Genomic DNA, 10,739 nt, shown 5'->3' with positions numbered 1-10,739 from the left:
CCCGCTGCCTCGACCGCACGCCGGGTCCAGTCGCGGGCCTCAGCCGTCCGGCCACGATCGACCTCAGCCCGCGCCGCCGTGTAGTACCAGCCCGCCCTGAACGAATGAGCCGGCCCGCAGTGCTGCGGCTTATCGGTGAGCGCCCGGATCAGCTCGACACACTCGGCCGGACGCCCCTGCTCCAGCCGGATCGAGGCGAGCATCGCGATCATCAGCCCGCGCAGCCGGCCGGCCGTGCCGATCGGGCGCAGCGCCCGTTCCACGATCGGCGCCGCCAGCTCCGGAGCATCACGCACGGCCACCGTCGACGCCTGCAGGCTGAGGGCGTACCCGAGAAGATCCGACCGGTTCAGCAGGTGCGCCATGTCCTCGGCCGACTCCGCCGACCGCATCGCCTCGGTGAGCTGGCCGACCACGCGACAGCCGTACGCCTGGCCCAGTAACAGGTACGGCATCAGATAGCTCCGACCGGTGTGCCGTGCCAGGCGGATGCCCCGGCCGAAGTGCCGGATCGCGTCGTCGTAGCGTTCTCCGAGCAGTTCGGCCCAGCCCAGTTGCCCGATGGGGTCCAGGAGATCGGTCAGGTCCTCGTCGCGCATGGCGTCCAGCCAGGTAGCGGCGTCAGTGGCGTTCGCCGCCGAGTCCGCGGTCTCACCGTTGTAGGCAGCGCCGAGCGCACGGCGGGCCGCTGCCGCGATCCTGGCACCCGGCCCGCGCGCGTGGTCGCTGCTTGCGTCTCCCGGCGGAGAAGTCTCAACGACGTCACGCATAGCCACCACCACACGAGCGCACAGAAAGCGTCACGTCCGGGAAGGATGGTGATGCCAGGCAAGACTCCACGGGATGATTGGCATAGCCAGAGGACATACGGGCTTTCCCAGTCACAGGCCTGTTCCTTGACACAAGGAGACTTCTCCAAGTAGTCACAGCCGTAGGGCTGGACAACGCCTCAGGGTTGGCGTCGCCCGGCATTGCGCGGCGGCGACATAGGGGGTGAGCATCTCGCTCGCGAAGTCGCCGAACGCGAGACGTTCCGGCGACAATGCCACACGGGCCGCGGCACCGTGTTCGACGAGCAGAACAGTGCTACCTGATACAACGCCGCCGTCGCGGCCGGCCGGGTTGGTGTGAGCCCGGTCCGGCCGCGAGGCGGTCCTGTGCTTCAGCAGCAGCGCACGGCCGTGCCGCTCTTCAGCCGTTCGAACTCCCGGCGGGTCAGTGGGGCTCCCGCGGTGCGGTGTTTCCGGTAGTGCGCGACGTAGTGGTCGTAGCCGGTCTCGCCGGCCAGTTCGCGTAGGTACCACCAGAGCCGCGTCGGTAGGTGCTGTAGGTTCATCGGTCGCTGTTCCCGTCGACGGCCGCCGCAATGACGAGTTCCCGCTGCTCGCCAGCCGTGGTGAAGAGGCCGGGCGGTGCGACGATCGCCGATTCCACGAATGGCGCCTCCGTTGTCGGGAGTTCCCGGCCCCGGATGATCGCCTGGAGGCATACTCGGGCTCCGTCGACGATCACAATGATGATCAGGACCGCGAAGAGCACCGACAGGATGCCCTGCACGGTGGAGTTGGTGACGACCTGGTGCATCTGGTCGAGGTTCTTGGCGGGTGCGAGGACCTTGCCGTGTTCGATCGCGTCGGCGTAGCGCTGGCGCTGGGCGAAGAAGCCCATCTTCGGGTCGGCGGAGAAGATCTTCTGGTAGCTGGCGGTCAGCGTCACCGCCGCGTCCCAGGCCAGCGGGATGGCGGTGACCCAGGCCCATTTGAGCCGGCCGCTCTTGACCAGGATGACTGTCACAACGGTCAGCGCCACGGCGGCGAGCAGCTGGTTGGCGATGCCGAACAGGGGGAAGAGTTGGTTGATGCCGCCGAGTGGGTTGGTGACGCCGGTGTAGAGGAAGTAGCCCCATGCGCCGACGACGGCCGCGCTGGTCAGCCAAACGCCGGGTCGCCAGCTGATCCGGCCGATCGGCTTCCAAATGTTGCCCAGCATGTCCTGGAGCATGAACCGGCCTACCCGGGTTCCGGCGTCGACCGTGGTCAGGATGAAGAGTGCTTCGAACATGATCGCGAAGTGGTACCAGAACGCCTTCACTGCCGTACCGCCGAGGAATCCGGAGAAGATCTCGGAAATCCCCACCGCGAGGGTGGGTGCGCCGCCGGTGCGTGACACCAGTGTCGGTTCACCGACGGCGGCGGACGCGGCATGGAGGCTTTCGGGCGTGACGGTGAAGCCGAGGTTGGTCACCGCGGTCGCAGCGGTCTGGAACGTCGTGCCGACCACGCCGCCGGGCGAGTTCATCGCGTAGTACAGCCCTGGATCCAGCAGCGACGCGGCGATGATGGCCATGACCGCGACGAAGGACTCCATGAGCATGGCGCCGTAGCCGACGAGCCGGACTTGGGACTCTTTCTGGATCATCTTCGGTGTGGTGCCCGAGGAGATCAGCGCGTGGAAGCCGGACAGCGCTCCGCAGGCGATGGTGATGAAGGTGAACGGGAAGAGCGCGCCGGCGAAGACCGGGCCGTTGCCGGTCGAGGCGAATTTGGTGATCGCTTCGTTCTGCAGGGCCGGGTTGGTCACGAGGACGCCGACCGCCAGCAACGAGATCGTGCCGATCTTCATGAACGTGGACAGGTAGTCGCGCGGCGCCAGGAGCATCCACACGGGCAGGATCGAGGCGACGAAGCCGTAGCCGATCAGGCAGAAGACCAGCGTTTCCGGCTTGAGGGTGAACACGCCCGCCCAGCTCGAGTTCTGCACCCAGCCACCCGCGACGATGGCGAGCACCAGCAGGCCGACCCCGATCACGCTGGTCTCCACGACGCGGCCCGGCCGCATTACCCGCAGGTAGAAGCCCATGAACAGGGCGATCGGGATGGTCATGGCGATGGAGAAGGTGCCCCAAGGCGACTTCGCCAGCGCGTTGACCACGACGAGTGCGAGGACACCGAGCAGGATGATCATGATCGAGAAGACCGCGACGAGGGCCGCGACGCCACCGACGCGGCCGATCTCGTCCCGGGCCATCTGGCCGAGGCTCTTCCCGTCGCGGCGCATCGACAGGAACATGACCACCATATCCTGCACGGCGCCGGCGAAGACGACGCCGACGATGATCCAGATGGTCCCGGGCAGGTAACCCATCTGCGCCGCCAAGACCGGCCCGACCAGCGGCCCGGCACCCGCGATCGCGGCGAAATGGTGACCCAGCAGTACCCGTCGGTCGGTCACGTGGTAGTCGATGCCGTTGTCCAGCCGCTCCGCGGGCGTGGCGCGTCGGTCATCGACCTTGAGCACGCGCCGGGCGATGAACCGCGCGTAGAACCGGTAGGCGATCGCGTACGAGCACAGCGCCGCAACGACCAGCCAGATCGCCGAGATGCGCTCGCCGCGGGCCAGCGCGATCATCGCCCAGGCCACCGCACCAACGACCGCGACCGCCGTCCAGATCGCGATGGACCGCAAGCCCGGACGTGGCCGGGTCTTCGGCATAAAGATGCTCATGCATGTTCTCCAGGATGGGGGTGTCCGCCCGGATGCGTCCCAGGCGCGCGGACCCCAGGGTTCGCGCGCTTCAGCAGCAGATGGCTGAGCGCCATCAGCGCCACGCTGAGGAAGATCCAGGCGAGCTGGAACCAGTAGAAGAAAGGCAGCCCGGCCAGCCGGGGCGTGGTGCGCGCGTACCACGGCACCCCGAGGATGGCCACGAGCGGCAGTGCCAGGCCGGTATAGGCGGCGAACCTGAATGCCTTCCGGAATCTCGCCATACCGGCCTCCCGAGCAGTCGTCGACGATGCATGAATGTTGCGCACCCATGTCGCACGGTTTACCGCCCGATTGCCTCTTGTTTCGTGTCAACCGATCCGGAAGCCTGCGCAACATACGAAGGACTGAGAGGTGCCCATGGTCGATCCCGCCAGCACCACCGCCTTCACGCTGGTCGTCGCCGGCACGTCGCTGCTTGCGATCGCCGCGCGGCGCTTCCGGGTTCGCGACGAGCTGCCCACACTCGACGGCTGGGCTCTGGCCGGGCGGCAGTTCGGGGCCGTGCTCACCTGGTTCCTGCTCGGCGGCACGATCTACACGGCCTACACGTACGCCGCGGTACCGGGTCTGGTGTACGGCGTCGGGGCGTTGGGGTTCTTCGCGCTCGCGTACACGGTGATCGTCTACCCGCTGGCCTTCGTGCTCCTGCCGAGGCTGTGGCAGGTGGCGAAGGACAACGGCCACACGACGGTGGCCGACTACGTGCGAGCTCGCTACGACTCACCGCTCCTCGCGCTCGTGGTGGCGCTCACCGGGATCCTCGCCACCATGCCGTACATCGCCCTGCAGCTACTCGGCATCCGCGCGGTCCTGGTCGCCGGCGGCCTCTACCCCGACGGGATCGCGGGCGACTTCACGCTGGTCGCGGTGTTCGCGGTGCTGGCCGGCGCCACCTACCGCAGCGGGCTGCGCGCGCCGACCGTCATTTCCATGGCCAAGGGGGTCCTGGTCGGCACGACGGTCGTCGGCATCGTCGTGCTCGTCCTCGACCGGCTCGGCGGGCCGCAGGCGGTGTTCCGCGCCGCCGAGGACACCATCACCGCGCGCGGCGTACCGGAGACCTCCTTGACCCTCACCCCCTCGCTCTATACCGCCTACGCCACGCTGGCGCTCGGCTCCGCGCTCGCGCTGCTCATGTACCCGCACGTACTGACCGCGTCCTTCGCCGCGTCCAGCAGCGACCGGCTCCGCAAGGCAATCATCGGGTTACCGGCGTGGACCGCGGTGCTGGGCCTCTTCGCGCTGCTCGGCGTCGCAGCGCTCGCCGCGGGCGTACAGGCCCGGCCCGGCAACGCCGAGGCGGCCGTGCCGCTGATGGTGCGGGAGCTGACCTCACCGGTCGCCGCTGGGCTCGTGTTCGGTGCGCTCGCGGTGGGGGCGCTGGTGCCCGCCGCGGTGATGTCGGTCGGCACGGCGACGCTGTTCGTGCGCAATGTCTACGTCGAGTACTTCCACCCGTTGGCGACGCCGAAACACCAGGCGCAGGTCGCCCGCGCGGTGTCGCTGGTGGCGAAGTTCGGGGCGCTGGCGTTCGTCTTCGGCCTACCGGACCAGGACGCGATCAACCTGCAACTGCTCGGCGGGGTGTGGATCCTGCAGACGTTCCCCACTGTCGCCCTCGGGCTGTTCACCCGCTGGCCGCACCGCGGCGCGCTGCTCGCCGGCTGGCTCGGCGGCATGGTCGCGGGGACCGCACTGGTAGCCTCCGGCGGCTTCTCTCCCGTCGTCTCCTTCGCCGGCGTGCACGTGTACGTCGCGCTCGCCGCGCTGGTGCTCAACCTCACGGTCGCTGCCGCGCTGACCCCGGTGCTGGACCGGCTCGGCGTGGCCCGGGAACTCGGCAACGGTACCGCCATCGGGGCGGTGGTCCCGTGACGCAGCAGGTCTCGTCACGCCCGTTTGCACCGGCCGCCGACCCGGCCGCAGCCGGGCTCGGCCCCGCCGGGGGGAACCTCGCCGACACGGAGCGCGAGGCTGCGTTGGCCAGGCTCTTCGACGCCAACCACACCCCGCTGCTGCGCCTGGCGGTGCTGCTCGGTGCGGAGGGCGAGGCCGAGGACATCGTCTCGGAGGCGTTCTACGAGTTGTACCGGCGATGGCACCGATTGCGCAGTCACGACGCCGCGCTGAGCTACCTGCGCGCCGTCGTTTGCAACCTCGTGCGGATGCGGGTGCGCCGGCTACAGGTGGCACGCAGGCACGCGGAGCAGGTGATCGAATCGGTCGGGTCGGCCGAGGCCGAGGTCCTGCTGCGCGACGACCAGCGAGCCCTGGTGGAGGCGATCAAGGGACTGCCGGCCCGGCAGCGGGAGGCGCTGGTGCTGCGGTACTGGCTGGATCTGCGAGAATCGGAGATAGCCGCGGCTATGGGCATCTCGGCCGGCGCGGTCAAGTCACACACGTCGCGGGGTATGGCCACGCTCACGCGCTTACTCGAGGAGCGAAGATGAGTGGCGTTCCATCCGATCAGGCGCCGGGTCAGGCGCCCGCAACCGGTTCGGCCGCGGGCGGGGGGATCGCCGAGGAGCAGCTCCGCGATGTGTTCGACGCGCTCGCCACTTCGGTGCACGGCGCGTCGAATCGCTACCCGGCCGCCCTGGCCGACTGGAGGCGCCGGGAACGCCGGCGGCGGATCGTGCTGGCGATCCTCGCCGCAGTGATCTTCGCGCTGGCCGACATCATCGGCCTATGGGCCCTCGGCCGCGCTAACGTCAACATCCACATCATCTTCGATGACCGGCCGGGCCACAGCACCGAGGCGCCGAGGAGCGGCATCGGGCCGCCGCCGTAGCCGGCGCCCCACCCTCATCCCACGGACACCGCACCTGCGGTGAATCCCGCAATGAACCGCTTGAGCAGCAGATTGAATACGACGGCGACGGGCACCGCGACCAGCACGACGGCGCTCTGCAGGGACTGCCAGTAGAAGAGATCCCCACCGATCAGCTCCGTGGGGACTCCGGTCGAGACCACCTTCCCGGCGGTGCGGGCAACGAACGCCGTCGCGTAGAGGTACTCGCTCATGCACAGCACGAAACTGAGCACCACGACGGCCACCAGCCCCGGTGCCACCAGCGGCAGCGCGACCCAGCGAAATGCGGCGAAGCGGGTGCAGCCGTCCGCCATCGCCTGCTCCTCCATTCGCGCTGGAATCGCGCTGAAAAATCCCATCAGCAGCCAGACGGATACCGGAATGGTCACGGTCGGATAGATCAGCACCAACGCCCAGTCCGAGTCCTGCAGCCCAGCGGCGGCGACGAGCCGCGACAGCGGCAGAAACAGCACGCTCGGCGGGACCAGGTAGGTCAGGAAGATAGCCATGCCGAGACGCCCGGCCCAAGGCCGCCGCAGCCGCGCCAGCGCATAACCGGCGGGCGTGGCGAGCACGAGGGTGCCCACCGCTACGAGAGTGCTGATCCACAGCGTGTTCCACGCGAACGTCGCGAAAGCAGTGTGCCGCAACAGATAGACAAGGTGGTCTGCGGTCGGTGGAGCGTTGAACCACAGAGGGCTGTGCGCCGGGTCGTACAAGTCCCGGTTGAGCTTTACAGCGGTGAGGGTGCTCCACAAGAACGGCCCTGCGCCCAGCAGCGCTGCGGTGTATGCCGCCACGTGCACGACTACGGTGCCGAGCCGTTGCCGCCCCCGCGCTCGTGCGGTGCGCACCGTGGGGATCACCGGGCCACCATCCGACGTACCAGGCCGAGGATAGCTAGCGTGGCCGCGAGCAGCATCGGCAGCAGGAACAGTGCCACCGCGGCGCCCTGACCCACGTCGCCGCCGGCGATGACTTTGCCGAACGCAAGTGTGGCAAGCATTTCAGTGGAGCGGTTCGGGCCGCCATCGGTCAGTATCCGCACCACCGCCATGTCGCCAAACGTGAAGACCGCGCAGAACAACGCCGCGACCGCGACGATCGGGGCGGTCAGCGGTACCGTCATGAAGCGGGTCCGCATCCAGCGACCCGCGCCGTCGATACGTGCCGCTTCATGGATGTTGCGCGGGATCGCTACGAGCCCGGCCATAATGATCACGGCGGTGAGCGGGGTGAGCCGCCACGCCTGCACCGCAACGACCGCCGCCATGGCCGTCGAAGGCCGACCCAGCCAGTTGGCGCTCTCAGCCGCGCCGAGCAGGCCCAGCTGCCGTCCGGCCCAGTCCAAGGGCGAGTAGACCGAGTTGAGCAGCCACAGCCACGATACCGCCGAAAGGGTGACCGGAGTGACCCACGGCATTAGCACGCAGAGGCGGACCAGTGAGCGCCCGTACACGCGAGCCAGCATGAGTCGAGCCACCACATTGCCGCCGGCCACGGCTAGCGACGTCGTCCCTACGGTGATGACGAACGTGTTCAGCAGCGACCGCCAGAACACAGAGTCAGCCAGGACGAGGTCGATGTTGCCCAGGCCAACCCAATCGAAACTCGGGTCGGCAACGGTCACATCGGAGAGTGCGTAGGCGACGGCCAGGACGACCGGACCGAGGATGAAGGCAAGGACGTAGCCGGCCGTCGGCACGACGAATAGCATCGCGAGCGCGGTGTCGCGCTCGCGGATGCGGCGGCGACGTTGCGCGAGCGTGTGATTTCCCATCAGGCCACCAAGCCGCGGGTCTGCCACTTGGCATAGATGGATCGGGCCTGAGCCGCCGCATCGGCGACCGCGGTTGCGGCGCTGACCTCGCCTCGCGCCGCCCGGGCGAACATGTTGGGAACGACGTAGCTGCTGACTATTTCACCGGTGGCGGCGTTCGCCGTGCCCGGGTAGCCGAGGCCGATGCTCCACTTGGCGGCGTCCGCGAGCAGCGCCAGCTTGTCCGGCGGATTGGCGCCGAACGGGTCGCGCCGGAGCCAGTTTGCCAGCTCTGGCGTGCGGCCTGGCCAAGCGCACAAGTCATACAGCATGGACGAGTACGTGGCGGCCGCGAAATTGGCGGTGTAGTGCAACAGGAACTCCTGACCAGCGGCCGCTCCAGCGGCGTACTTCGGGATGACCCAGTTGTGCACGAGGTGGTGCGCAGCCAACGCACCCGCCGGCCCGCCCAGCGCGGGCACGAACTCTATGTCGCGCGCGACCGCGGGAGTGTTCCGCTGCGCCGTGCGCCAGGCGGAGATCGAGTTGGTGATATACGACAGCCGACCGGCGACCATCCCCTGGTTGTTCGAGCTGGGAACCCACGAGAACACCTCGTTGGTCATGGCCTGGCGGTACAGCCGCGTCATGAACTCCACCGCCGCGACGGCCTCGGGCCCGTTGAGCGTGACCCGTCCCTCAGCGTTCTGTACGGAGGATCCGAACGAGCACAACAGGGACCACCCGACCATGTTGGAATCGAGCTCCTGGGACATCCCCAGGCCGAGCCGGTTGCCGCTGGCCCGGCGGATCTCGGTTCCGCCGCGTAACAACTCGTCCCAGCTTGCCGGTCCATTGGTCAGGCCGATCGCCGACCACATCGAGCGCCGAAAGTTGCCGGGATCCGGGACCCAACCCGGTGCGTAGGCGAAGTACCGGTTCGTCGTCGGATTGAAGCTCGACTGCCGGCACAGCTCCGCCTGAGGCCCCCACCGCCGGTTGGCTTCCCGGACGAGATCGCTCAGATCCAGCACCGCGGGCTCGAACTGCGGCAACGGCGCAACGTGCTGGATGAGGTCGTGGCCCTGAGCGGCGTATATTTCGGCCGCTACCCGGGTCGTGATCTGACTCAGATCGATATGGTCGATGCTGACGTCGACGCCGACCCGCCCCGCCCACCGGCGGGCGAAGTCGTCGAACCAACGGTCGTACGTCGGCACGAAATGGCTCCAGGCGAGGATCCGCAGCGATCCGGACAGCTTGCCCGTCGGCGGTGTGAACTCCTCCTGAGGTGCGCCGACGAGCACGCCGGTACTGGAGCCGTCGTCGTCTTCATGGGCGCAGCCGGAGGCGAGCGCCATCGCGGTCGCCGCAGCGCCACTCATAAGGCGGCGTCTGCTCAGCCCTTTGGATGGCACGTTAGGTAATGTCACCTCCTTCTGTTGCCGTGTCCGGCGAATCGTTTACACCACAAATCCGACAGGACCCATGAACGTCCACGATCTGCGGCTCCGCGGTGTCCACCGCTGCGCGCTGTGCCGACGACATGTTCCGTTTGGCATCCAATCGGCGTCGAGGGCTTCGCGCAGCCAGTCGGTGGGGCCTGGGCCGCTGGTCATCGTCCTGGCCAAGCGATCGTCGGCCTGCTGCCCACCGCCTCCGGTTCGATGCATCTCGACAGAACGAACATCACCACACTGCCCGCGTATCGCCGAAGCTGGGCCGGGATCGGATACGTACCACAAGGCCGAGGACTCTTCCCCGCCTCACCGTCGAGGAAAACCTCCGCATCGGCCTACACGGCACCCGCCCAAAACCACAACAATCCCCGACGAGATATGCAGCTACTTCCCGTCCTGCACCAACGCCGCAAACAACCCGCCGGAACACTCTCCGGAGGCGAGCAACAACAATTCGCGATCGTCCGTGCCCTCGTCGGCCGGCCAGCCGTGCTGATCCTCGCCGAACCATCCGAAGGCATCCAGCCCAACCTCGTCACCGCCATCACCGACCGGCTCAAATCACTGGCGACCCGCCCACTGCTTGGCCGTACTCCTCATCGAACATCGCCTCATCGCCCAGCGCCGGGCACCACCGTGCAGCCGCACCGGCGCCGGCGCGGCGGGTCACCGGCACAGCGATCCCCCATGAGGCACCAGCACGGCCACGGTCCACATCGGACGCTCCGGTTGAACATCACGCCCGAACCGATCGTCAGCTCCCAAATGAGACACGGTCTCAGCGTCAAACGAGCAGTCGCGGGCGGTCCGGCAAGTTGCCAAGCCCGCCTGCCGGTTTACCGCGGCACCGCGGTTTCTCGCCATGAGCGATTTTTCGTCGACCCCGTCGGCCAGCGTTGCTCGCCGCTCAACAACTCCATAGCTGCGTCCATGTCCACCCGTGGGAGGCGTCCGTGTCGGACCCGCAAGATCTGGTTGAGGTTGTCGGACGCTGTGCCGCGCCCCGCCCGCCCACCACCCCTACCTACGGGCCACTCGGAACACGCGCATCTCACGTCGCCGCTGCCCTAGGCACTGCGACGCGCCCTGGTGAGCGAGCCCTGCTGATGCGTCCGCACGGCGCCGACTCCATCGTCGCCTTCCTCTGCCTCCTTTAGGCAGG

10 protein-coding genes are annotated in these 10,739 nt (G+C 68.0%); 4 read left to right on the top strand and 6 right to left on the bottom strand.

Annotated features, from left to right (window positions below):
* From ABD901_RS44560 to ABD901_RS44550, 3 genes are all read right to left on the bottom strand, one after another.
* A partial coding sequence (locus ABD901_RS44560; RefSeq protein ID WP_345137395.1) for a hypothetical protein occupies positions 1-770 on the bottom strand: 770 nt, incomplete at its 3' end.
* Between the two features lie 392 nt (positions 771-1,162).
* Positions 1,163-1,336 (bottom strand): YbdD/YjiX family protein, encoded by a 174-nt coding sequence (locus ABD901_RS44555; RefSeq protein ID WP_345137393.1) that lies wholly within the window; start codon positions 1,334-1,336, stop codon positions 1,163-1,165.
* On the bottom strand, positions 1,333-3,882 hold the full coding sequence (locus ABD901_RS44550) for a carbon starvation CstA family protein (RefSeq protein ID WP_345137392.1): 2,550 nt from the start codon (positions 3,880-3,882) through the stop codon (positions 1,333-1,335). Before ABD901_RS44550 ends, ABD901_RS44555 begins: the two co-directional genes overlap by 4 nt.
* 21 nt (positions 3,883-3,903) lie before the next feature.
* Between ABD901_RS44550 and ABD901_RS44545 the strand changes: the two genes are divergently transcribed.
* From ABD901_RS44545 to ABD901_RS44535, 3 genes are all read left to right on the top strand, one after another.
* Positions 3,904-5,421 carry a sodium:solute symporter family protein gene (locus tag ABD901_RS44545; RefSeq protein WP_345137397.1) on the top strand — a complete coding sequence of 506 codons (1,518 nt, stop codon included), beginning with the start codon at positions 3,904-3,906 and terminating at the stop codon, positions 5,419-5,421.
* Positions 5,418-5,996 carry a sigma-70 family RNA polymerase sigma factor gene (locus tag ABD901_RS44540; RefSeq protein ID WP_345137390.1) on the top strand — a complete coding sequence of 193 codons (579 nt, stop codon included), beginning with the start codon at positions 5,418-5,420 and terminating at the stop codon, positions 5,994-5,996. The genes ABD901_RS44545 and ABD901_RS44540 overlap by 4 nt, the downstream gene beginning before the upstream one ends.
* Before the next feature lie 89 nt (positions 5,997-6,085).
* Positions 6,086-6,337 carry a hypothetical protein gene (locus tag ABD901_RS44535; protein WP_345137389.1) on the top strand — a complete coding sequence of 84 codons (252 nt, stop codon included), beginning with the start codon at positions 6,086-6,088 and terminating at the stop codon, positions 6,335-6,337.
* Positions 6,338-6,351: 14 nt separating this feature from the next.
* On the opposite strand, the gene ABD901_RS44530 is transcribed toward ABD901_RS44535, so the two are convergent.
* The 3 genes from ABD901_RS44530 to ABD901_RS44520 are packed head-to-tail and all read right to left on the bottom strand — an operon-like array spanning position 6,352 to position 9,502.
* Complete coding sequence (locus tag ABD901_RS44530; RefSeq protein WP_345137387.1) at positions 6,352-7,224, bottom strand: carbohydrate ABC transporter permease; 873 nt, start codon at positions 7,222-7,224, stop codon at positions 6,352-6,354.
* The gene (locus tag ABD901_RS44525) at positions 7,221-8,138 is read right to left on the bottom strand and encodes a carbohydrate ABC transporter permease (protein WP_345137386.1); all 918 of its coding nucleotides are present in this window, start codon (positions 8,136-8,138) and stop codon (positions 7,221-7,223) included. Before ABD901_RS44525 ends, ABD901_RS44530 begins: the two co-directional genes overlap by 4 nt.
* Complete coding sequence (locus tag ABD901_RS44520; RefSeq protein ID WP_345137384.1) at positions 8,138-9,502, bottom strand: ABC transporter substrate-binding protein; 1,365 nt, start codon at positions 9,500-9,502, stop codon at positions 8,138-8,140. Before ABD901_RS44520 ends, ABD901_RS44525 begins: the two co-directional genes overlap by 1 nt.
* Positions 9,503-9,652: 150 nt before the next feature.
* Between ABD901_RS44520 and ABD901_RS59250 the strand changes: the two genes are divergently transcribed.
* A complete protein-coding gene (locus tag ABD901_RS59250; protein ID WP_380132014.1) occupies positions 9,653-10,648 on the top strand; it encodes an ATP-binding cassette domain-containing protein in 996 nt (331 codons plus the stop codon).
* The last annotated feature ends 91 nt before the right edge of the window (positions 10,649-10,739 follow it).

The organism is Dactylosporangium darangshiense (assembly GCF_039537565.1).
GTDB classification, from domain to species: domain Bacteria; phylum Actinomycetota; class Actinomycetes; order Mycobacteriales; family Micromonosporaceae; genus Dactylosporangium; species Dactylosporangium darangshiense.
Note: the sequence above shows the minus strand (reverse complement) of the source record. Positions and strands in the feature narration are given on the sequence as shown.

Coding starts and splice junctions, on each gene's coding strand:
- ABD901_RS44525 (WP_345137386.1), bottom strand. CDS start 8,138: ATGGGAAATCACACGCTCGCGCAACGTCGCCGCCGCATCCGCGAGCGC.
- ABD901_RS44520 (WP_345137384.1), bottom strand. CDS start 9,502: ATGAGTGGCGCTGCGGCGACCGCGATGGCGCTCGCCTCCGGCTGCGCC.
- ABD901_RS44555 (WP_345137393.1), bottom strand. CDS start 1,336: ATGAACCTACAGCACCTACCGACGCGGCTCTGGTGGTACCTACGCGAA.
- ABD901_RS44545 (WP_345137397.1), top strand. CDS start 3,904: ATGGTCGATCCCGCCAGCACCACCGCCTTCACGCTGGTCGTCGCCGGC.
- ABD901_RS44550 (WP_345137392.1), bottom strand. CDS start 3,882: ATGTTGCGCAGGCTTCCGGATCGGTTGACACGAAACAAGAGGCAATCG.